This is a genomic window from Actinopolymorpha cephalotaxi (assembly GCF_013408535.1).
Lineage (GTDB): Bacteria > Actinomycetota > Actinomycetes > Propionibacteriales > Actinopolymorphaceae > Actinopolymorpha > Actinopolymorpha cephalotaxi.
The window spans coordinates 5771571-5791440 of sequence record NZ_JACBZA010000001.1 but is presented as its reverse complement, the minus strand read 5'-3'; the positions used below and the strand labels follow the sequence as shown (position 1 = coordinate 5791440).

26 protein-coding genes are annotated in these 19870 nt (G+C 69.7%); 15 read left to right on the top strand and 11 right to left on the bottom strand.

Annotation, left to right across the window (positions count from 1 at the left end; all coding sequences use genetic code 11):
- Positions 1–198: 198 nt before the first annotated feature.
- Complete coding sequence (locus FHR37_RS25790) at positions 199–573, top strand: COG4315 family predicted lipoprotein (RefSeq protein ID WP_092889780.1); 375 nt, start codon at positions 199–201, stop codon at positions 571–573.
- A 41-nt stretch (positions 574–614) separates the two neighbouring features.
- Here FHR37_RS25790 and FHR37_RS33310 read toward each other — a convergent pair whose 3' ends face one another.
- Positions 615–1109 carry a potassium channel family protein gene (locus tag FHR37_RS33310; protein ID WP_092889777.1) on the bottom strand — a complete coding sequence of 165 codons (495 nt, stop codon included), beginning with the start codon at positions 1107–1109 and terminating at the stop codon, positions 615–617.
- Between the two features lie 95 nt (positions 1110–1204).
- The gene (locus FHR37_RS25780) at positions 1205–1945 is read right to left on the bottom strand and encodes a class I SAM-dependent DNA methyltransferase (protein ID WP_092889773.1); all 741 of its coding nucleotides are present in this window, start codon (positions 1943–1945) and stop codon (positions 1205–1207) included.
- A 167-nt stretch (positions 1946–2112) separates the two neighbouring features.
- Between FHR37_RS25780 and FHR37_RS25775 the strand changes: the two genes are divergently transcribed.
- Positions 2113–2913, top strand: a complete 801-nt coding sequence (locus FHR37_RS25775; protein WP_092889770.1) for an SAM-dependent methyltransferase — start codon at positions 2113–2115, stop codon at positions 2911–2913.
- 13 nt (positions 2914–2926) lie between these two features.
- Here FHR37_RS25775 and FHR37_RS25770 read toward each other — a convergent pair whose 3' ends face one another.
- The 3 genes from FHR37_RS25770 to FHR37_RS25760 all read right to left on the bottom strand — a co-directional run bounded on the left by FHR37_RS25770 (position 2927) and on the right by FHR37_RS25760 (position 6419).
- Positions 2927–4678, bottom strand: a complete 1752-nt coding sequence (locus FHR37_RS25770; RefSeq protein WP_179771030.1) for an HNH endonuclease signature motif containing protein — start codon at positions 4676–4678, stop codon at positions 2927–2929.
- Positions 4679–4688: 10 nt separating this feature from the next.
- Positions 4689–5981 carry an ISL3 family transposase gene (locus tag FHR37_RS25765; protein ID WP_179770970.1) on the bottom strand — a complete coding sequence of 431 codons (1293 nt, stop codon included), beginning with the start codon at positions 5979–5981 and terminating at the stop codon, positions 4689–4691.
- A gap of 267 nt (positions 5982–6248) precedes the next feature.
- Complete coding sequence (locus FHR37_RS25760; RefSeq protein WP_175542846.1) at positions 6249–6419, bottom strand: hypothetical protein; 171 nt, start codon at positions 6417–6419, stop codon at positions 6249–6251.
- On the opposite strand from FHR37_RS25760, the gene pyrH reads away from it, so the two are divergent.
- Positions 6418–7158, top strand: a complete 741-nt coding sequence (pyrH, locus tag FHR37_RS25755) for a UMP kinase (protein WP_237769134.1) — start codon at positions 6418–6420, stop codon at positions 7156–7158. The two genes, FHR37_RS25760 and pyrH, sit on opposite strands and share 2 nt — an antisense overlap.
- 168 nt (positions 7159–7326) lie before the next feature.
- On the opposite strand, the gene FHR37_RS25750 is transcribed toward pyrH, so the two are convergent.
- Entirely contained in the window at positions 7327–8067 is a 741-nt protein-coding gene (locus FHR37_RS25750; RefSeq protein ID WP_092890339.1) for a class I SAM-dependent methyltransferase, read from the bottom strand.
- A gap of 37 nt (positions 8068–8104) precedes the next feature.
- Complete coding sequence (locus FHR37_RS25745) at positions 8105–8581, bottom strand: DUF1772 domain-containing protein (protein ID WP_092890336.1); 477 nt, start codon at positions 8579–8581, stop codon at positions 8105–8107.
- Positions 8582–8615: 34 nt separating this feature from the next.
- Between FHR37_RS25745 and FHR37_RS25740 the strand changes: the two genes are divergently transcribed.
- Positions 8616–9080, top strand: coding sequence for a GNAT family N-acetyltransferase (locus FHR37_RS25740; protein ID WP_092890333.1), 465 nt, complete (start codon positions 8616–8618; stop codon positions 9078–9080).
- A gap of 6 nt (positions 9081–9086) precedes the next feature.
- Here FHR37_RS25740 and FHR37_RS25735 read toward each other — a convergent pair whose 3' ends face one another.
- Positions 9087–9746, bottom strand: coding sequence for a class I SAM-dependent methyltransferase (locus FHR37_RS25735; RefSeq protein ID WP_092890330.1), 660 nt, complete (start codon positions 9744–9746; stop codon positions 9087–9089).
- A gap of 43 nt (positions 9747–9789) precedes the next feature.
- On the bottom strand, positions 9790–10356 hold the full coding sequence (locus tag FHR37_RS25730) for a hypothetical protein (protein WP_175542845.1): 567 nt from the start codon (positions 10354–10356) through the stop codon (positions 9790–9792).
- Between the two features lie 328 nt (positions 10357–10684).
- Between FHR37_RS25730 and FHR37_RS25725 the strand changes: the two genes are divergently transcribed.
- The 4 genes from FHR37_RS25725 (at position 10685) to FHR37_RS25710 (ending at position 13005) form a co-directional block, all read left to right on the top strand.
- Entirely contained in the window at positions 10685–11077 is a 393-nt protein-coding gene (locus tag FHR37_RS25725) for a COG4315 family predicted lipoprotein (protein ID WP_139239253.1), read from the top strand.
- A 144-nt stretch (positions 11078–11221) separates the two neighbouring features.
- Positions 11222–11698 carry a COG4315 family predicted lipoprotein gene (locus tag FHR37_RS25720; RefSeq protein WP_139239252.1) on the top strand — a complete coding sequence of 159 codons (477 nt, stop codon included), beginning with the start codon at positions 11222–11224 and terminating at the stop codon, positions 11696–11698.
- A 109-nt stretch (positions 11699–11807) separates the two neighbouring features.
- Entirely contained in the window at positions 11808–12323 is a 516-nt protein-coding gene (locus FHR37_RS25715; RefSeq protein ID WP_092890321.1) for a COG4315 family predicted lipoprotein, read from the top strand.
- Positions 12324–12411: 88 nt separating this feature from the next.
- Positions 12412–13005, top strand: a complete 594-nt coding sequence (locus tag FHR37_RS25710; RefSeq protein ID WP_092890317.1) for a COG4315 family predicted lipoprotein — start codon at positions 12412–12414, stop codon at positions 13003–13005.
- A gap of 40 nt (positions 13006–13045) precedes the next feature.
- On the opposite strand, the gene FHR37_RS25705 is transcribed toward FHR37_RS25710, so the two are convergent.
- Complete coding sequence (locus tag FHR37_RS25705; protein WP_092890314.1) at positions 13046–14287, bottom strand: MFS transporter; 1242 nt, start codon at positions 14285–14287, stop codon at positions 13046–13048.
- A 95-nt stretch (positions 14288–14382) separates the two neighbouring features.
- On the opposite strand from FHR37_RS25705, the gene FHR37_RS25700 reads away from it, so the two are divergent.
- The 6 genes from FHR37_RS25700 (at position 14383) to FHR37_RS25675 (ending at position 18690) form a co-directional block, all read left to right on the top strand.
- Positions 14383–14976, top strand: a complete 594-nt coding sequence (locus FHR37_RS25700; protein WP_092890311.1) for a sugar O-acetyltransferase — start codon at positions 14383–14385, stop codon at positions 14974–14976.
- Positions 14973–15569: a TetR/AcrR family transcriptional regulator gene (locus FHR37_RS25695; RefSeq protein WP_092890308.1), complete on the top strand. Its 597-nt coding sequence runs from the start codon at positions 14973–14975 to the stop codon at positions 15567–15569. Before FHR37_RS25700 ends, FHR37_RS25695 begins: the two co-directional genes overlap by 4 nt.
- A 79-nt stretch (positions 15570–15648) precedes the next feature.
- Positions 15649–16290, top strand: coding sequence for a tetratricopeptide repeat protein (locus FHR37_RS25690; RefSeq protein WP_139239251.1), 642 nt, complete (start codon positions 15649–15651; stop codon positions 16288–16290).
- Between the two features lie 46 nt (positions 16291–16336).
- Positions 16337–17188 carry an alpha/beta fold hydrolase gene (locus FHR37_RS25685; RefSeq protein WP_092890302.1) on the top strand — a complete coding sequence of 284 codons (852 nt, stop codon included), beginning with the start codon at positions 16337–16339 and terminating at the stop codon, positions 17186–17188.
- A 123-nt stretch (positions 17189–17311) separates the two neighbouring features.
- A complete protein-coding gene (locus FHR37_RS25680) occupies positions 17312–17752 on the top strand; it encodes a VOC family protein (RefSeq protein ID WP_092890299.1) in 441 nt (146 codons plus the stop codon).
- Positions 17753–17865: 113 nt separating this feature from the next.
- A complete protein-coding gene (locus FHR37_RS25675; protein WP_202818410.1) occupies positions 17866–18690 on the top strand; it encodes an SCO6745 family protein in 825 nt (274 codons plus the stop codon).
- 1 nt (position 18691) lies between these two features.
- On the opposite strand, the gene FHR37_RS25670 is transcribed toward FHR37_RS25675, so the two are convergent.
- On the bottom strand, positions 18692–19168 hold the full coding sequence (locus FHR37_RS25670) for a hypothetical protein (protein WP_092890296.1): 477 nt from the start codon (positions 19166–19168) through the stop codon (positions 18692–18694).
- 130 nt (positions 19169–19298) lie between these two features.
- Between FHR37_RS25670 and FHR37_RS25665 the strand changes: the two genes are divergently transcribed.
- Positions 19299–19835, top strand: coding sequence for an HIT family protein (locus FHR37_RS25665; protein WP_092890293.1), 537 nt, complete (start codon positions 19299–19301; stop codon positions 19833–19835).
- The last annotated feature ends 35 nt before the right edge of the window (positions 19836–19870 follow it).

Genomic DNA, 19870 nt, shown 5'->3' with positions numbered 1-19870 from the left:
GGTGCGGCAGTTCGCGGCGGTGTTCGCTGGACGGCTGCGCTCGCGGTTCTCCTTGTGGTCCTGGGTGCCTGCGGAGGTCAGCCACAGGCGGAGAAGTCGCCCGGCGCGTCCCCGATCAAGCTGTCCGTACCCTCTCCTGCCGTCCCGAGCCCGGGACCGGCGGTGATCACGTCCCGTCGCGTAGCCGGCAGTAACACGGTGATCGCCGACTCCCGGGGGATGACGGTGTACTTCCTCAGCGCCCGCGGCGGGCACAAGGCGCCTACGTGCACCGGCCGCTGCAGCGCCATCTGGCACCCGGTGCTGGTGCAGCAGGGCGATGTCGCCCCCACCGTTCCCGGGACGTCGCTGAAGGCCGGTGTGCTGCCCTGGCCGGGAGGGCACGGTCAACTCGCGCTGAGCGGCCGCCGGCTCTACACGTTCACGGGGGACAGCGTTCCGGGCGACGTCAAGGGCGAGGGCTTCATCACCAACCAGGGCGGTACGACGCTCACCTGGCATGTCGTCGTACTGCCCGGAATTCCGCCGCCGCGCACCTTCCCGCTCAACCCGAGCCCGTCGCCCACGCGGTAGGCCAGGACACCGGGCGGCGGCCTTCCCTCCGTGGCCTGCGGCTAGGTCGTGCCGTCGCCGGAGTCTCGGGACAGGAGCTGTTCGAGGTGGTCGAAGCGCGCGTGCAGGGCATGCAGCTCACGTGCGGCCGCGGCCGTCCCTTCCCGCTCGGCGTGTTCGACGGCCTGTGCCACCTGGTGAGCGCGGCGTGAGGCGCTGCCGACGAACCAGGTGGCCAGCGATGCCGTCACGATGCTGAACGCCGCGATCCCGACGATCATCACCACGGTCGCGATGATCCGTCCGGCCAGGGTGACCGGATACAGGTCGCCGTACCCGACGGTCGTCGCGGTCTCGATCGACCACCACAACGCGAGCGGGAACGAGGTGATGTTCGCGCGCGGATTCGACGACTCGGCCGGGACGATGATCGCAGAGCCGAGCAGCAGCACCGCGACGACTCCCACGACCGCCCACACGGACGCCTTCACGTGGATGTGCTGCCAGCGTTCACTGCCCACCAGGCGGCGCAGGAGGTACAGAGGCGAGACGGGCATGGGTCGAACCTAACTCTCACCGCCTCCTCCGATCGCCGGACACACCCTCCCGGCGAAGACCTCCTGGCCCGGGCATGGCCGGCTGCCGACCCTCGTCAAGATCGTGTTGACAGGGTGCAGACGACGTCGCCTCCGGACGGGGTGTCCTGGGAGAGTATGTCGAAGCCCGCATGGATGAGCTCCGCGCGAAATGCCTCCGGCCGCAGGTGGCGGCGGTGCGGGCGGTACCACCTGTCGTCGATCCGCACGGCGCCCACGACCTCGGCGGGCACCTCCTCGTGGCAGACTCCGGTGGCCTCGTCGTATCGGCTGCCCTCGTAGTCGCGTTCCGGTTCGTACATCGCCGTCGAGATCAGATAGTGGCCGCCGGGTGCGAGCCGGGCGCGCACCGCGGCGAACAGGTCGGCCCGGTCCGCGTCGGTGACGATGGACTGAAGGCAGAAGCTGTCCACCACGAGGTCATACCGCCTGGTTGCGGGTACGTGCGCCAGCGCACACATGTCCTGGACGTCGAACGTGATGTCAAGGCCGCGTTGCCGGGCGAACTCGCGGGCCAGTGCGATCGCCCGCGGGATCAGGTCGACGGCCCGCACCCGGAAGCCGAGCGAGGCGAGGAAGCAGGCGGCCGGTCCGGTGCCGCAGCCGTACTCGAGCACGTCCACCTCGTCCGGTGCGGGCAGGTCGAGCCGGGCCAGGGTGCGTTCGAGGAAGCGCCGGTTCGGGAACTCCTCGTAGCGGTTAGGGCGACCGTCCTCGAAGAGGTCGTCCCACTTGGTGAGGCCACGCTGCGCGATCTGCTCGTACGCGGCCTCGTGTTCAGCGTGGTAGTACGTCATCTCGGACCTCTGTGGCTGGCGGCGTTCTCGACGACCGTATCTGGCGGTCGGTGCCCAGTCTTGCGTGCGGAACGGCCGTGAGCACAGCGATTTTCAGCCCGTACGTCCGCCCCGGAACGACCCGGAAACCTGTTGTGGACAGGTCGTCCCGGTGGCACCGTCAGCGCATGTCGGACACGAAGGATCTGGGCACCGAGGAGCAACTGCGACGGGCACTCACGGTGGAGCGCTACCCGCGTTCGTCCACCTACGACCAGCACTGGGTGGTCGACAACCTGATGGGGCCGCATCCGCTGTGGGCGGCGGAGGCGCTGACCCAGGTGATGCCGCTACGCCCCGGCATGCGTGTGCTGGACCTGGGCTGTGGAACGGCGCTCACCTCGATCTTCCTGGCGCGCGAGTTCGACGTCCGGGTGTGGGCGGTGGACCTGTGGGTCGAGCCGACGGAGAACTGGGAACGCATCCAGCAGGCCGGCCTGGCCGACCGTGTGCACCCGATCCACGCCGACGCGCACGCCCTGCCGTTCGCGGACGGCTTCTTCGACGCGATCGTCAGCCTGGACGCCTTTCACTACTTCGGGACCGACGCTCTGTACCTTCCGTACTGCGTGGAGTTCCTGCGGTCTGGTGGCTCGATCGGCTTCGTCGCGCCGGGCCTTCGCCGCGAACCGGACCAGGGCGAGGGGCAGGGTCCGGTTCCGGAGCTGCCGGCGTACCTCGCCGAACGCTGGGGCCCCGACATGTGCACCTGGCTGGGTCCGGCCTGGTGGCGCCGGCACTGGGAGCGGACCGGGCTGGTCGAGGTCGATGTCGCCGACATGGTGCCCGGTGGCTGGGAGGACTGGCTGCGCTGGCTGGATGCCTGCGACCTGGTGGGGCGAGGGCACGAGCCGGACGCGAGGATGCTGCGCGCCGACGGCGGCGACCTGCTCGGCTTCACCCGCGTCGTGGCCCACCGCACGCGGTAGGAGTCCGGCGGGTTCATGGGCGGAGAACGCGCTGTTGCGGGTCCACCCATTCCGGGGGTACGTATTCGGGGTGGCCGTGTGCGCCCATGCGGACTTGCCAGCCTTTGTGGTGGACGGTGACGTGGTGGAAGCGGCACAACAGCACGCCGTTGTTCAGGTCGGTCGGTCCGCCGTGGTCCCAGGCGGTCATGTGATGGGTGATGCAGCGCGGTTCGGGGATCTGGCAGCCGGGGAAGTGGCAGTGGCTCCCGTCGCGGATGGCCAGCGCACGCCGCTGGTGTTCCCTGAAGAACCGGTCGGAGCGGCCGAGGTCGAGCACCTGCCCGTCTCCTGCGAGGACGACGGGGATGAGGTCGGCCTCGCACGCCAGCCGGCGGACGGTGGCGGCGGAGATGGGTTTGCCGTCGGTGCCGAGGTAGCGGGCTGATCCGCCGCCTCCGCACTTGGGGCACCCGTCGTGCGGGTCGATGGCGTCCTTCAGCCCCACCGCACCCTGGTCGGGTTCGGCGTCACGCCCCGGAACCTGCCCGGTATGCGGATCGGGTTCGGTTCCCGAACCCGTTGCGGTACGGGGTTCTGGTTCGGGGTCGGTGTTCGGTTGTGGGTGGTGCGGTTGATCCGGTGTTCGCGGTGGTGGTATCCCGTCGGTGGGTGAGCCGGTACCCGATGGTGGCCTTTTCCCCATACCTGGCTGGGTTTCCCGGGCTCGTTCCTGGCCTGCTGCTTCCTCCGGTGTCGGTTCCCCGTCCGTACGGGCCTGTCTGGCGTTCTTGGCGTTCCGGGTGTTGCCGGTGTCCTTGGTGGTGCCGTACTTGGGGTCGGTGCAGGGACAGGTGCAGGGCCGGGGGCGTACAGGGGTGGCGGTGTTGTCGATGAACCCGGCCCCCACGCCGGTCAGGAGGGTGTCGATCGGGATGGTGACGGTGACCTGGGGTGGTCTGCCGCCGCTGGTCGGGGCGGCACCAGCGAGCCGGGGGATGAGTTCGGCGAACGCGTCTCCTCGTCGCTGGTCGATCGGGCGGGTGTCGGGCTCGGCACCTTTCACCGGCACCGCCAACGGTTCGATGATCTTGCGGAACAGTTCCATCTCCCACGACGGCAGAGTGATGCGCACCGTCTCCGACTGCGGGATGCCGTTGGGCAGGTAGCGAAGGGACCGTTTCTGTTCGGCCTTGCGGTCCTTCTTCGCCAGTTCTTCCCCCTCCAGCCGTTCGGCCTCTTCGGGGGCGATGCGTTCCAGCAGCGACTCGCCCATTCCGCGGAGTTCGTCGGGGTTGGCGAAGGCGGCCTTCTCGATCAGGAACTCCTCCGCCCGGTGCCGCTCATCGGCCCCGACATATTCGGGGAGCTTCTTGATCGCCTCGGCGATCACCTTCGCCTGCTGGGCCGACACCGCCCCCGCGGCCATCGCCTCCAACGTCAGCCGCGCCACCTTGCCCAGGTCACGGGCCAGCCCCACGACCGCGGACGCCTCCCGCTGCGCGAGCCGCTGCGCCGTGCGCAGGTAGACGGTGGCGTTGGGGGAGCCGGTCAGCCTGCCGATGTCACAGGCCTCCGCCAGAGCCACCAGGTCCAGCTCCAGGGCCTCCAGGCGGGCCTTCTTCGCCCGCGCCGCAGCGATCACCGCCCCGATGTCCTCGGGCTTCAGGCCACCCTTCGGGGCCACCCACGCCTCGTCCAGCGGAGCGTCGACCCGGTCGAGCGCAGCCAGGATCCGGCCGACGGCATCACCACCGGTCCAGGCACCCCACTCGCTCGAAGACATGACCCTCTCCTCAGGTTTGTGTGGGGAGGTTGAGGGTGATTCCGCCGAGGCAGAGGTAGATCATGGCGGTGAGGGAGTCTGGTCCTGGGTGTCCGTAGCCGCGGCGTTGGATGACGCGGATTTTGCTGTTGATGCCTTCTGCTCGTGAGTTGGACAGGCCGAGTTCGACGGCTGCGATGGTTTGTTGGAAGTACTTCTTCAGGCGGGTGGCCAGTTGGCGCATCGCGGGGATGGTGGATCGGAACGCGCGGGTGATCCACCTTCGAAGGTAGCGGCGGGCCTGTTCGGGTGGGATGCGGTAGAGGTCTCGTAGTTGTTCTTTGAGGGTCCAGGCGCGGAAGAGCTGGTAGTTGTGGCGGCGCAGGGCGTTGATGAGGGCGCGGCGGTCGTCGGTGAGGTTTTCAGCGCCTGAGCGCAGCGCTGTCTTCAGCCGTCGCCACGCCCTGGCCGGGGCGTTGACCTGTGCGACGGTGTGCTGCTTGGCCGGGCTGGCCGGGGCGGCCGGGCTGGCCGGGTTGGCCGGGGCGGCTGGCAGTGGTGGGACGGCGGGGTTGGCCTGGCGGGCTCTGTCGAGGGCTTCGTTGGCCCACTTGATGACGTGGAAGGGGTCCAGGCACACCGCGGCCTGTGGCGCCTTCTGTGCGGCGACGGGCATGTAGATCGGGGAGCCGTCCATGGTGATCGCGGTCAGCTGTTTGCTGCGGTCAGGGCCCAGGGCGGTGAAGAAGCCCTCGAACGCCTTGCGGGTGCGGTCCTTGGTCACCCAGACCACCCGGCCGGTGTCGTGGTCGCAGACGATGGTCAGGTAGTGGTGGCCGCGTTTGTAGGAGATCTCGTCCACCCCGATCCGATACAGCCCGTCCAGCCGGTCGGTGGGCAGATGGTCGGCCACCAGCATTCTCACCGCCCGGTCCACCGCCTCCCACGAGCACCGCAGCAGCCGGGCCACGCTCGTCTTGTCCATGCGCTGGGCCAGCCAGCCGATCACGTCCTGGAAGTCGCGGGTGTGCCGGGCGTTGCGCCGCGCCCAGGGCACGGTCTCGGTGCGGATTCCACACGCCGGGCAGGCGATCCGGGCGATGTCGGCGGCCAGCCACACCTTGGTGGCCCCGAAGTCCAGGTGGCGCCAGCGGCGGCGGGATATGTCATAGCGGGCCCGGGTGGAGAACCCGCACTCACACCGGTAGCGGCGGCCACGCCGGCGGCGAAGGCCAAGAACGAGGCCGTCGGTGGTGAAGTCCACCGAGCACACCGATGCCCCGGACAAACCCAGAATGCGGTTGAATACCGTGGTGACGCGCACGTGCGTTGCTCCAGACGGTTAAGGATTCGACACCCAGAACCTAAGGGCAACCACGTGCGCGTCTTCTCATGCCCCGCCCCGCGCCACACACCCCAACCCAGCCACACCAACCCCCTCCCGGCCCTGGTTACGAACCCACACCAAGCCGAGGAGAGGGAGACATGATCGAATCGTATCTGGCGCCACCGACAGAGATCGCATTGTCCACAAGGTGTTCGACCCATACTTGTTGCTGGCTAGCACGTTGGAGCCGCACGTCCGGAGAGCTCATCGCGGAGCGAGGTCGAGGACCGTGGGGTGACCGCTCGTAGTCGTCCACGCGGGGTGGGTGAACACCCGGTGAGCCCCGGCGGCGAGTGCGCGGGCCGGTGACGTACGCACCAGTAGAGTGCGGGGCGCCACGGCACCCCGGTCGCGGCGCAGAACGAGGGGACGCATGATGTCTCGGTACGGACGCATCCTGATCAAACTCAGCGGCCAGGCCGTGGCGGGCACGCTCAGCTCCGGGTTCAGTGCGGACGCACTCGACCACCTCGCACGGGAGGTCCTGCGCGCACGTGACCTCGGCCTGCAGGTCGCGATCGTCGTCGGCGGCGGCAACGTCTTTCGCGGGAGCTCGGCCGACGAGTGGGGCATCGACCGCGTGGAGGCCGACAGCATCGGCATGCTGAGCACGCTGATCAACGCGATTCTCCTACGGGGCAAGATCAGTGCTCTGAGCGACCACGACGTACGCGTGATGACCGCGATCCCGATCAACTCCGTCGCCGAGCCGTACATCCGGCTTCGCGCGCTCAACCACCTGGCCAAGGGCAAGATCGTCGTCCTCGCCTGCGGCATCGGCCAGCCCTACGTCACCACCGACTACCCGTCCGTCCAGCGCGCCGCCGAGATCGACGCGGACGCGATCCTGGTGGCCAAGCACGGTGCCGACGGGGTGTACGAGAGCGACCCGAACGTCAACAAGGACGCCCGCCGCTACCGTTCGATCAGCTACGACCGGGTGCTGGCACAGGGCCTGCGGGTGATGGACCAGGCCGCCTTCATCCTCGCCCGCGACCAGAAGCTTCCCCTGCACGTGTTCGACATCGACCGGGCCGGCGTGATGGCCGGGATCTGCCAGGGCGAGGAGCACGGCACCTACATCGCCGGTGACGTCGAAACCGAATGGGCGTAGGCGCTTCGGCGTGAGACGCCAGGCTCAGCCGGCGGTGACAGCGACACCCTTCGTGCGACGCGAGAACCTCTTGCTGGCTTGGTGGTTGAACATTCCATCCCCTTGGTGTGCGACGTGATGTGTGCTCGTACCTGGCCCACCTGGCGCCGGGAGGAGTCCCGCGACGGCTCAGAGCTTCGTGCCCCCAGGCACGGCTCCGGTGGTGTTCCGTCGCCGCAGTACGACCAGGCGCAGGAAGCCGCCCGGTTCGTCCTCCCGTACCGACTCGAGCTCGAACGCCGGCGAGTCGGCGAACTCCTCCCGCAGCGACTCCGGCGTGAACCAGTGCACGTAACCTCTGTCCCCACAGAACGTGTCCAGCGGTTCGAGCGACCGGAACCTCGCCGCCGCCCGCCGGTGCAGGGCGTCGGAAGCCAGCACGTCGTCGGCTTCCTGCTCACTGGGTACGACATAGCTGACGAGCAGTAGTGGCGCGCGTGGCCGAAGGACCCGCCCCACCTCGTCAAGGAACTCTTGACGACCGGAGCGGGAAGGAACGTAACAGTGGACCTTGCCGGCGACGGCCGCGTCGAAACCGCTATCCGGGAAGGGCAACGCCAACTGCTCGACCTGGCGGAAGGTCGCGGTGGAGTGACGTTGCCCGGCGAGATCCCGTGCGGTGGCGACCATGGCCTCGCTGATGTCCACGCCGGTCACGTCGTATCCCTTGTCGGCAAGGTGAAACGCGATGCGCCCGGCTCCGCAGCCGACGTCGAGCACGCGGCCGGAGGCCGGTAGCGCCCGGAACAGAAGCTGCTCGGCCGGGGTCGGCCCGGAGTCGACCTCCTTTCTGTAGTGGGACACCTGCTCGGGGTCTTCCCACCACGCGCGCGCCTGGTCCAGCAGGGTGCGGCGTTCGTTCCACTCCATGCGTTCCGCCTTTCGTCAGCGGGCGATCAGCGGGCGATCAGTAGGCGATGCGGTCTGCTGCCTGCCGGGCGGCGATCCACGCGGCGGCGGTGGCGGCCATCCGGACGGCGTTCAGGCGGTACCACGTGCGCAGCAGCTTTTCGCGTTCGGCCGTCGGCAACGGGCCGGAGGTGAAGAACAACCGGAGATTGAGGCGTACGAGAACGGCTGTCACCGCGGCGCCGGAGACGGAGCAGGAGGCGGCGACAGCAAGCCACCGGCGAGCCTCCGGGCCATCGTCCCAGCCCGCCCACAGTGCGGCGAGCGCGGCGGGGAAGGTCGCGGGTACGGCCGGAACGTAGTAGCGCAACGGACTTCCGGGACCCAGGGGTGAACTCACCCGCGCCCCGTCGACGGCACCGGCCAGCCGGTCCGGAACCCTGACCACGGCTTCGTAGAGATTGCCGAAGAGCCAGTGAGCATGGCCGACCTGGGCGAGCGTGAGCAGTCGCCCGGTGAACCGTCGCCTCCGCATCGACCCATCGTAGAGAACGACCTAGAGTCAGGCCGTGACCATCGAGATCCGCGAGGCGACGCGGGGCGAAACGGCCGAGCTGGCGAAGCTCCGCTGGCGATCCACCTTCGAGCGCCGTCCGGAGCCGGACGGCGGCCTCGACGACTACATCCGCAGCTTCTCGACGTGGTGGGAGCGGCGCGAGGACTACGTGGCGGTGGTGGCGGCCGACGGGCCGGGCCTCGTCGGGGTGGGCTTTCTCGCGCTGGCCGCTCGCGTGCCCGTGCCCGGCGAACTGGACCGGCGTACCGGCGACATCCAGTCGGTCTTCGTCCTGCCGGACCACCGCGGGCGGGGCATCGGTTCGAGCGTCGTACGCGCACTCGTCGAGCACGGGCGGGAGCGAGGCTGCAGCCGGGTCACCGTCCACTCCGGCCGCCGTGCGGTTCCCGTCTACGAACGCGCCGGCTTCCAGCGCGACCCGCAGCTCATGGTGCACCCACTCACCGAAGCGGAGTGACGTTCTTCAGCGGAACGAATCACCGCGGCGGGCGAAGAGCAACGCGCCCTGGGAACTCTGGTCGACGTCGAGCCGCAGTTCGGTGGAGACCGTGAGACCGGCGTCGCGCAGCCAGTCCGTCACCTGCTCCGGGCGTCGCCGGTGGACGTGGACCCTCATCGGATGGCCGCCGTAGCCCTGCGTCTTCAGCGTCGATCCGTCGCCGACGTGGAAGCCGAGCAGCAGCGGGCCGCCGGGGCGCAGCACCCGCCGGAAGTGCCCGAGCACCGTCGGCACCACCTCGTCGGGTACGTGGATCAACGACCAGAACGCCACCAGTCCGGCGACCGAGGAGTCGGCGAGTGGCAGCTCGGTCATCGAGCCCACCTCGAACCGCAGGCCGGGATGGCCGCGGCGGGCCACGTCGACCATCGCCGGTGACAGGTCCAGGCCGAAGGCGTCGAGCCCCAACGAGTGCAGGTGCGCGGTCACGTGTCCCGGCCCGCAGCCCACGTCCGCCACCGGGCCCGGGCCGTCCCCGGCGGCGTGCACGAGTTCGGCGAACACCGCCAGACCCGCTCGCAGGTAGGGCTGTTCGGCCAGGGCGCTCCGCACGAAGTCGGCGTAGCCGACCGCGACGGTGTCGTAGGAGGTGCGGGTGTCCGCCAGCCATTCGTCCGTCCTCACGGTCGGAAACCCTAGTGGCCGGCGCCGACATCGACCGGACTGCTCAGCAGGGTGGGCGATCGGGCGGGGTGGCGTCCTGGTCGAGGGTCACCTGCCGGCCCCGCAGGACCGGGTCACGGACGAGCCGGTCCACCAGCCCGGCCGGCCCGCCGACGCAGGTCCGGTCGTCGTCCCACATCGTCGACACCAGCCAGGAACGGTCCGCGGGGAACATCAGGTTGGGCAACGAGCCCAGCCAGAACGCCCCGGCCTGCTGGTGCCGCCAGGTCGTCGCCTGCTCCGGCCCGGCCTCCACCAGCACGTACCGCCAGCCCGTGTACATGGTCACCTTGGGCGCGTCGGGGAAAACGATGTCGTCGGCACCGGTGTCGAGGTAACCAATCCACCACGGCTGGTCCGGCGACTGCTCACGCAGCAGCGAGACCAGCGCGCGGTCGCGTTCGTACTGCTCCTCGGTCTCCTGGGGCAGCAGCAGGGTGGCGTACGCCGCGAAATCCGGCGGGATGGCCGCGGTGACGGTCCGGCTCACGGAGGTGCCGCGAACGATCCACGTGACGTCGGCACCGGTCCCGATCAGCCATGTGCGTCCGTCCCGTTCTCTGGTGACCACCCGCTCAGGCTAGGCCAACCCTTGGCCTCGTCCGGCCCGTCCAGGTCGCCGCGATCCTGGTAATGGGTTGGCCGATCCGGAACGGAGGGTAGGGGGCACCGCAGAGGGGGTGGCCATGGGGAGCGCGCGGTCCCAGGACTCCAGACCCGCACCGCGTGCGCGGCGGCCCGGTCTCGGGTGGTGTGCAGGAGCGGTGGCCACGGCCGCGATCATGTCGATGGCGGCGGTCGCCGGATGCCAGGGAAACTCACCTTCAACCCGGGACGACCCGACGGCAGCGGTTGTCTCGAGCGCCCCGGCCGCGTACACCCCGACGGTTGGCCCGTCCGTGGTGCTTACCCGGGAGGTCAAAGGTTTCAGCCGGCTGCTCACCGACCACCGGGGGATGACCATCTACACCAACAGCGGACCGGTCAACTCGAAGGTGCCCGGGTGTACGGGTTCGTGCACCTCGGTCTGGCATCCGGTGATCGTCGACGCCAGGGAGCTGACAGGTCCGGGCTCGCTGGGAGTTCGGCTCACCGTCCTGGAACGTCCTGGCGGGCTGCACCAGCTCGCCGTCAACGGGCACCGCGCGTACACGTTCGTCGCCGACAGCGGGCCCGGGCAGGTCGGTGGCGACTCCTTCATCACCGGCGGGGCACAGAACCGGACCTACACCTGGCGGGCGGTACGAGTCGCGGATGCCGCGCCGACCGAGGTCGTCTTCACGCCCAGGTGAACCCACGGATCAGGGGTACGGATGACCAGTTCGACGTCAAGAAGCGGCGGATCGACCTGGGGACTGTTGGTCCTGCTCACCGTCGTCGTGACCATCGCGGTGACCGGTTGCCAGGGCTCGCCCCCAGTCCGGAAGGGAGTGCCGGTGAGTTCTGGGTTTCCGGTGCCGACGTCCAGCGGGGAAGGTCCGCGTCCGTCGTACTCACCGACGGTGGGGCCGACGAGGCTGGGCTCGCGAACGCTTCCGGGCGGTGGGCGGGTGCTGACCGACTCCCGTGGCCTCACGGTCTACGCCACCGACAGCGTTCCCGCCAGCCAGGTCGTGTCCCGTTGCAAGGGCGTCTGCACGAACATCTGGCGCCCGCTGGTGGTCGGGTCGGCGAGCGTCCGGTCGAAGGTCGCCGGGGTGCCGGGGGAAACCTTCGGGACCCTGCCGCTGCCCGGCGGACTGCACCAGCTCACCACCAACGGGCGTCGCGTCTACACGTTCGTGGTCGACAAGCTGCCCGGCCAGACCCGCGGGCAGCACTTCCTGACCGGCACCACGACCGGTGACGTCTACACCTGGTCGGTGATCGTCCTCCCCTCGACCGCTCCGGCGACGATCCCGTTAGAGCGATGAGTACGGAGTCGACATGACGAACAGAACGCGGTATCCGGACAGCCGGCTCACAGCGCGCCCACGCTCGCGACGGCCGCGGGGTGTCGTACGTCTCGCCACAGTCTCCGTCGTGGCCGTGGTGATCGTCGCGGCGCTGGTCGCCGGATGTCAGGGTGACTCACCCACGCGTGGCAAGCCGGCCGCATGGGTGCCGAGCGCCCTGCCCGCGTACACCCCCACCGTCCAGGCCGCGGCGGTGAGAACCCGCGAGGTCAAGGGCTACAGCCGCATCATGACCACCAGCCAGGGCCTGAGCATCTACGTCAACGACGGTCCCGCGAGCCCGGCGAACGCCGTGTGTACGGGTTCGTGCACCTCCGTGTGGCATCCCGTACTCGTGAACCTCGGCGACCTGGTCGACCCGGGCACGCTGGGGGTACGGATCAGCACCATCGACCGCCCCGGCCAGGGGCACCAGCTCGCCGTGAACGGACGCCGCGCCTACACCTTCGTGGCGGACCGGCCCGGGCAGCTTCAGGGCGACCTGTTCATCACCGGCTCGTCCAGCGGGAAGACCTACACCTGGCGTGCCGTACGAGTCCCGAAGGGCGCACCTGCCCAGGTCGTCTTCAAGCCACGGAAGTGACCAGGCCCGCGGGCCCGGCGCGGGTTGCAGCCCTGTCTGCCGAAACCACGAAGGTTCTGCCGAAACCACGAAGGCATGGAGTCAGCTGATGGTGACGAACCGAGCGCGGTACCGGAACGGACGCGGCCCGCACGCGCGTGCGGGCGTCGTCCGGCTGGCCGTGGCGGCGACGGTGGTGGGTGCGCTGCTGGTCACCGGCTGCGGGGGAAACCCGAAGCCCTCCCAGTCCGGCGACCCGGCCGGCTTCGTGCCGAGCGCGCCGCCCGCGTACACCCCGACGGCGGGGCCGTCGGTGCTGCGGAGCCGGGAGATCGCGGGGTTCAGCCGTCTCCTGACCGACCATCGCGGGCTGACCGTCTACACCAACAGCGGGCCGGTGAACTCGAAGGTGGGTGTGTGCACCGGGTCCTGCACCTCGGTGTGGCATCCCGTCGTGGTGCGGACCGGAGACGTGGCGGACCCGGGCACGCTGGGGGTGCGGATCGGCGTCGCGGACCGCGCGGGCGGCCTGCACCAGATCACCGTGAACGGACACCGCGCCTTCACGTTCGTCGACGACAAGCCCGGACAGGCCAGGGGCGACCGGTTCATCACCGGCGGGCCGAAGGGGCAGACCTACACCTGGCGGGCCGTCGTGGTTCCCAAGGACGCACCCACCCAGGTCGTTCTCAAGCCCCGATAGAACCTCCGGTGTGGCGCCCCGCCCGTGCCGTGCGGCAGCGTCAGGCGGCCCGGTCGGCGGCCTCGTCGGGCGCCGGCTGTACGGCGGACAGGGGACGGACGCTGGTGGCGATGAGCACGGCCAGGCCGAGGAGTACGGCCACGACGACCAGCGCACGCAGCACGGTGATCTGGTGCCCCAGGAAGCCGATCGCGGGCGGCCCGGCGAGGAACGCGCAGTAGCCGATCGAGGCGATGACGCTGACCCGGGCAGCGGCCCGCCGCGGGTCGTCCCCGCCGGCACTCATGCCGACCGGGAAGCCGAGCGACGCGCCGAGGCCCCACAGCAGGGCGCCGGCGTAGGCGAGGCCCGGCACGGGCGCGAAGACGAACACGCCCACCCCGACGATGCCGATCAGGGCGATGGTGCGGACCACGCGGACCCGGCCGTACCGGTCCAGCAGCCCGGGGCCGAACCAGCGACCGGCCGTCATGGCGGTGAGGAAGCCGGCGAACGCGAGCGTGCCGAGCGCGGGCGAGACGCCGTGGCCGTCGATCGAGGCGACGCTGATCCAGTCGTTGCCGACGCCCTCGGCGAACGCGAAGGTGAGGACGAAGAGCCCGATGAGCAGGGTGCGCGGCTCCCGCCAGGCGGCCAGCGCACCGCCGCGCGGCGGCTGCCCGGCCTCGTCGTGGTCCTCGTCGGTCCCGTCGTGATCGGGGACGAACCGCCGCGCGAACCACACCACGGGGATCACCACCAGTACGGCGACCGCGGCCAGGTGAACTGCGACCTCCACGTGCAGCGCCACCATGGCGGCGCCGACCAGCGCGCCGGCGACGGTGCCGAGGCTGAACCCTGCGTGGAAGCGGGACATGATCGACCGGTCGAGGTGGCGTTCGACGACCGTGCCCTGGACGTTCATCGCCACGTCCCACGCGCCGTTGGCGAAGCCGAGCAGGAACAACCCGATCACCACCGGTACGACACCGATGAGCGAGCCGAGCGCGGCCGTGGTCAGACCGACGGCGAGCAGGATGGCCATCGCCGTGACGGTGCGGGCCGAACCTATCCGGGTGACGACCGGCCCGGAAAGCGGCAACGCCAGCAGTGAACCCACGGCGATCGCGAGCAGTACCAGGCCGAGCGCGGCCGAGTCGAGTTCGAGGCGGTCGCGTACCTGCGGGATCCGGGAGGCCCAGCTGGCGAACGCGAAACCCGATCCGATGAACGCGGCGTAGGTCGCCGCCGTGGCGGCGCGGACCGTTGCCGGCGTCGTCGGCGTGGCGATGGTGGAGGTCATGACGTCCTTCGGGCCCAGAGGTGAGAAGACAGCAGGCGAGGAACTGCACCGGTCCGCGCCGTACGAGCGTACCTAGGATGTGTACGCTCGTACACATGGGTACTGGCACTGATGCGGACGGGCGCTCGATGCACGAGCGGATGCTGGCCGGCGATCTCTACGTCGCGGACGACCCGGCCATCCTGGAAGCCCAGCTCCAGGCGATGGACCTGATGGACGAGTTCAACGCAACGTCGGCGCGCGACCCCGAGCAGCAACGAAGGCTGCTGGGCAAGCTGCTCGGCGCGTTCGGCGAGGACTCCTACATCAGGGCTCCGCTGCGGGTCGACTACGGCAGCAACATCCGCATCGGCGCCCGGACGTTCGCCAACTTCGGGTTGGTCGCGCTGGACGTCGCGGCGATCACCATCGGCGACGACGTCCAGATCGGTACGAACGTCCAACTGCTCACACCCACCCATCCGGTCGACCCCGAGTTGCGCCGGGCGAAGTGGGAAGCCGCCAAGCCGATCAGCATCGGTGACAACGTGTGGCTGGGCAGCGGGGCGATCGTGCTCGCCGGCGTCGCCATCGGCGCCAACACCGTGGTCGGCGCCGGCGCGGTCGTCACCCGCGACCTGCCCGAGAACGTCGTCGCCGTGGGCAACCCGGCGCGCGTCGTCCGTACGATCGAGCCGGGTGCGGCATGAGCGCCGCCGCCACCTCCGCTGCAGCCACCTCCACAGGTCAGGTCGGCCGGCGCCCCCGGCGGCAGGACCCCGGGCGGCGCGACCGGATCATCGACGCCGCGCTCACCGTCATCGCCGAGCGGGGTGTGGCCGGAACGACGCACCGGGAGATCGCCCGGGTCGCCGACGTGCCCCTGGGATCGATGACCTACCACTTCGGCTCACTCGAGGAGGTGCTCGCCGAGGCGTTCAGCCGGCACGCGGACACCGCCGCCCGCGCCTTCGACGAGCGGCTGGGTGCCGCGGGTGACCGGGACGAGGCGGTGGAAGCCGTCGTGACGCTGATCTGGGAGGACCTGCTCGGCGCCGGCTCGGGCCGAGACCTCGTCCTCGCCGTCGAGCTCTACGGAGCCGCGGCCCGAAACCCCACGCTGAAGGCCGTCACCCAGGCATGGATGGCCCGTAGCCGGAAGGCGCTGGAACTCCACTTCGACCCCACCACCGCCAGGGAGCTCGACGCGTTCATCGAAGGGCTGGTGCTGCACAGCGCCCTGTCGACCGACCCCATGACGAAGCAGCAGATCCGTGGTGCGATCCGCCGGCACCTCGACTGACCACCGGCCCGCAGGAGGACGCGTGGCGCGCGGTGATCAGCAGCTGGCACAGTCGTCGCGGACCACTGGGAGGACGTCGATGACCGAACGAGCCGATCGCGCCTGTCGACAGGCCGTGTTCTGCGGCGACACGAGCGACCTGCTGCCTGCGCTGGAGTCGCTGGTGGGCGACGAGCCGGGCACCGACCTCGCTCGCGGCATGCTGCGGCACTCCCTCGCCCTCGCGGGAGGGGAGCCGGACGCCGAAGAACTCGCCTGCTTCGAGCGAGCCGCGGAGGAGTACCGCCGGCGCGGGGACAGGGCGGGCGAGGGCCGGGCGTTGTTCTGGCAGGGCTGCTACCACCAGGTGCTGGGCAAGGACGGCGAGACCGCGGTGCCCCTGCTGGAACGCGCTGCCACTCTCAGCCGCGACGCCGACGACGACCTGTGGCTGTCGTACTCCCTGCGCCATCTGGCGATCGCCCGGCACCAGGCCGGTGACCTCGACGGCGCGCGGGACCTGCTGGAGCAGTCGACGCGGCTGCGGCGCGCGGTCGGCTTCGAGGAGGGTGTTGCGGCAAACCTGGTGGGACTGGCGTTCGTCGCCGTCGACCGGGGCGACCGGGCCGGCGCGGAACGGATCGCGCGCGAAGCGATCGAAGTCGGTACGGCATCGGGCGCGAGCACCATGGTGACGTTCGCGGAGCAGGCTCTGAACGCCGCGGCCCAGCTGAGGACCTGACCGAAGGCTTCCGGGGCTGTCGGTGGGGTCTGGGAGCCTGCTCGGCATGGACGACGGTGAGCTGGTCGACGTAGGGGACGTGACGCTGTTCGTACGGCAGTTAGGTGAGCGCCGGCCGGGCAAGCCGTCGTTGCTGGTGTTTCATGGCGGGCCGGACGTCGGCCACAGCTATCTGCTGCCCGGGTTCGAACCCCTGGCACGCGACCATCACGTTGTGCTGTTCGACTTTCGCGGCTGTGGACGGAGCAGTCGCGGTCTGCCCGAGGAAGCTCTGCAGCCGGAGTACGTCGTCGAGGACGCTCACCGGCTGATCGACGTCCTCGGATTGGGCCAGGTCGACCTGCTCGGGTTCTCGACCGGCGGGCGGGCCGCGATGCAGTTCGTGGCCGAGCATCCCGGCCAGGTGCGCCGCCTCGTGCTGGCCTCGACCTCCGCCTACACCGCGGCCGACAACGAGCCGTATCTCCAGCACTGGGAGGAATACCAACGGCGTCAGCGTGCCGAGGACGCCCAGCACGGTGCGCTGCGAAACTCCACGGTCTTCGTCTGGGACCTCGACCTGGCGCCCGCCTATCTCAATCTGCTGGAGGGCCTCGACGAGGGCGACTGGAGCTGGGAGGCCTACGTGGCCGGGCGGATGCACCCGTGGCTCACGGTCGATCCCGAGGAGGCTCTGCGGGCATGGGGAAAGCCGATCCTGATCCTGCACGGAGACAAGGACATGGGCTTTCCCGTACAACTCGCCCGACGGCTGCACGCCGCGCTCCCCACCAGTGAGCTGGCGACCATCGACGATGCCGCACACATGTGCCACTTCGAGAAACCCGAGGTCTGGTCCCAGCGCATCCGTACCTTCCTGAACGCCACTGGCCTCGAAGAACGAAGCGCCGCCGGGTGACTCGTACAGATTTCTGGAGACTTTGTACGGTCGGGGTGTCGAGAACTCGGCACCGGCTCCGTCCCAGGTAGACCAGTGGCCACGACAGGCCGCGCGACGAGGAAACGATCAAGGAGAACCACCGTGGCGATTCAGCAGCTGCACCACGTGAGCGTCGTCGTCGAGGACCTCGAGGCCGCCAAGGCGTTCTTCGTGGAACTCGGCATGGAGCTGGAGGGCGAGGCGCCGATCAAGGGACCCTGGGTGGACCGGATCAACGCGCTCGACGGCGTCCGCGTCGACATCGCGATGTTGCGGACCCCGGACGGCCACGGCCGGCTCGAGCTGACGAAGTTCCACCACCCGGAGGTGATCAGTCCGGAGCCTAAGAACGCGCTGGGGAACACGCTGGGCCTGCGCAGCATCATGTTCGCCGTCGACGACGTCGACGCCGCCGTCGCGGGCCTGCGAGCCCACGGCGGGGAGCTCATCGGCGAGGTGGAGCAGTACGAGGACATCTACCGGCTGTGCTACGTCCGTGGCCCTGGGGAGATCATCGTCGCCCTGTCCGAAGAGCTCAGGTAAGCCCCGGCTTTCCTCGAAGGAATCTCGCGACCCGCTGTCGGATCGGGGCCTCGGCGTTCGTGGCAGGGGTGAGGCGGTCGTACTCGCGGCCGCGGCCCGACAGAGGAGCACCCGTGAAGCTCACCGCCCGCCGGATGCACCAGCTCGTGGAGCCGATCCACCTGGTCGCCTACTTCTGCGAGGAGCCGACCGACGCGCTGATGGCGCTCGGTCTCCGTAACTACTGGGACGGCTACTTCGCAGGGAGGGCCGCGCCGCTCGGTCAGGGAGCCCCGGCCGAGGTGGTGCACGCGGTCTTCTACAACTTCGCCGACGGCGAGGTCGCGCGCCATATCCCCCGCGTCTGGACCAAGACCACTCCCGAAGCGGCACTCGCGGCTCGCGAGCAGGGCGCGGTCACGGCGCTGCGGCGGATTCTGGGGGACCTGGCCGACTCGCCGGGGCTGGCTCGGGCCGCCGACCTCGCCACCAAGGCGGCGACCTCGGCGTCGATGGTCGGCCGGCCCCTGTACGCCGGACTCCGGGCGCTTCCCGTCCCCGAGGAACCCGTGGCCCGGCTCTGGCACGCGGCCACGCTGCTCCGCGAGCACCGCGGAGACGGTCACAACGTCGCCCTGGTCGCCGCTGGCATCGGCGGTACGGAGGCGCACGTCCTCGGCGCACTGTCCGAGGGCATCCCCGCCGAGAAGTTCGGCCGGGTCCACCACCTTCCGGCGGCGCAGCTGGCCGCGGTCGTCGACGGCATGCGGGCCCGCGGACTCGTCGACGAATCCGGATGGCTCACCGACGCCGGCCGCGAAACCAAGGAACGGATCGAGGCGCTCACCGACGACCTAGCCGCACCGGCGTACGACATCCTCAAGCCGGAGGAACTCGATCAGTTCGTCGCCGACCTCGGACCCATCTCCGCCGTTCTCGACGCCGCCGGCTCCCGCTAGGTCACTGATCGACCTTCGGCCCCAACGCGTCCCCCTCGGCCACTGCCAACCGCCACGTCGCGTCGGGCTCCGCGTCGACTCGGAGGGTCTGGCGGGAGCCACGACTGCCTATGGCGTAGGTCGCGCGGAGGATAGCGCCGTCGCATGGCTTCGCGTCCGCAGGTTTTCCAGCGGTGAGAGAAACGCGGACCTGTCCGCCACCCGTGCAGAGGAACCTGAGGCTGAAGACGTCCGTGCGAGGACGGAACGACAGCGTGTGGTCCCCGGTGTGGCGGAACGGCTTGACGACGAGCGTGACTCCCGCCGGGATCTCGAGTTCCTGCTCCGGCGATGGCGTCGTTGCCGGCTTCCTCGTCGCGGTCGCGGTCACCGTGGGGGTCTCGGTCGGGTCCCCGCGATCCGCAGAGCCAGAACACCCCGTGCTCGCCAGGGCCAGCGAGGCCGCTGTCAGGGCGGTGAAGTAGCGCCAACTCTTCATCTGTGCTCCCCGTATCGATCAGCGCGGTGGCTTGCATGACTATCAGGCCCGGGCGCCAGTGGGAAGAGAAGACGGGCTCGAGGCGCTCCTCGCCGGGCTCCCGCCGAGGGATCTGGCAAGATCGCCGAGCATGCGTGAGGCGACGTACCCCCGACGGCAGCTCGACCTCGAGGCCTACAGCGCGAGGTCGCAGTCCGCCCCCTGCTTCATCTGTAAGGTCATCGACGGAACGAATCCGCACGAGCATCCGCCGATCTACCGGGACGACACGTCGATCGCCTTCCTGAATCGCTATCCGACGCTTCTCGGTTATGTTCTGGTCGCTCCGATCGAACATCGGGAGAACGCCGTCACCGACTTCTCGACGGAGGAGTACCTCCGGCTGCAGGCGGTCGTGCACCGGGTCGGCGTCGCGGTCTCGGAGGTGCTGCCCACCGAGCGGTTGTACGTACTCAGCCTGGGAAGCAAGCAGGGAAACTCGCACGTGCACTGGCACCTCGCGCCGCTGCCACCTGGTGTGGCGTACGAGGAGCAGCAGTTTCGGGCGCTGATGATGGAGACCCAGGGGTACTTCGACGTACCGGAGGAGGACCAGGCGGCGCTCGCCCGCGCCATCGCGTCCAAGGTTCCACCGGCTGACGTCGGCTCGCTCGGGGTTACGAGGTAGCAGGCCGGGCCGTGGGAGATCTCTCGCATGTTCTG

Coding starts and splice junctions, on each gene's coding strand:
- FHR37_RS25710 (WP_092890317.1), top strand. CDS start 12,412: ATGGTGACGAACCGAGCGCGGTACCGGAACGGACGCGGCCCGCACGCG.
- FHR37_RS25665 (WP_092890293.1), top strand. CDS start 19,299: ATGCGTGAGGCGACGTACCCCCGACGGCAGCTCGACCTCGAGGCCTAC.
- FHR37_RS25695 (WP_092890308.1), top strand. CDS start 14,973: ATGAGCGCCGCCGCCACCTCCGCTGCAGCCACCTCCACAGGTCAGGTC.
- FHR37_RS33310 (WP_092889777.1), bottom strand. CDS start 1,109: ATGCCCGTCTCGCCTCTGTACCTCCTGCGCCGCCTGGTGGGCAGTGAA.
- FHR37_RS25685 (WP_092890302.1), top strand. CDS start 16,337: ATGGACGACGGTGAGCTGGTCGACGTAGGGGACGTGACGCTGTTCGTA.
- pyrH (WP_237769134.1), top strand. CDS start 6,418: ATGATGTCTCGGTACGGACGCATCCTGATCAAACTCAGCGGCCAGGCC.
- FHR37_RS25780 (WP_092889773.1), bottom strand. CDS start 1,945: ATGACGTACTACCACGCTGAACACGAGGCCGCGTACGAGCAGATCGCG.
- FHR37_RS25770 (WP_179771030.1), bottom strand. CDS start 4,678: ATGTCTTCGAGCGAGTGGGGTGCCTGGACCGGTGGTGATGCCGTCGGC.
- FHR37_RS25750 (WP_092890339.1), bottom strand. CDS start 8,067: ATGGAGTGGAACGAACGCCGCACCCTGCTGGACCAGGCGCGCGCGTGG.
- FHR37_RS25745 (WP_092890336.1), bottom strand. CDS start 8,581: ATGCGGAGGCGACGGTTCACCGGGCGACTGCTCACGCTCGCCCAGGTC.
- FHR37_RS25705 (WP_092890314.1), bottom strand. CDS start 14,287: ATGACCTCCACCATCGCCACGCCGACGACGCCGGCAACGGTCCGCGCC.
- FHR37_RS25670 (WP_092890296.1), bottom strand. CDS start 19,168: ATGAAGAGTTGGCGCTACTTCACCGCCCTGACAGCGGCCTCGCTGGCC.
- FHR37_RS25760 (WP_175542846.1), bottom strand. CDS start 6,419: ATGCGTCCCCTCGTTCTGCGCCGCGACCGGGGTGCCGTGGCGCCCCGC.
- FHR37_RS25775 (WP_092889770.1), top strand. CDS start 2,113: ATGTCGGACACGAAGGATCTGGGCACCGAGGAGCAACTGCGACGGGCA.
- FHR37_RS25700 (WP_092890311.1), top strand. CDS start 14,383: ATGGGTACTGGCACTGATGCGGACGGGCGCTCGATGCACGAGCGGATG.
- FHR37_RS25690 (WP_139239251.1), top strand. CDS start 15,649: ATGACCGAACGAGCCGATCGCGCCTGTCGACAGGCCGTGTTCTGCGGC.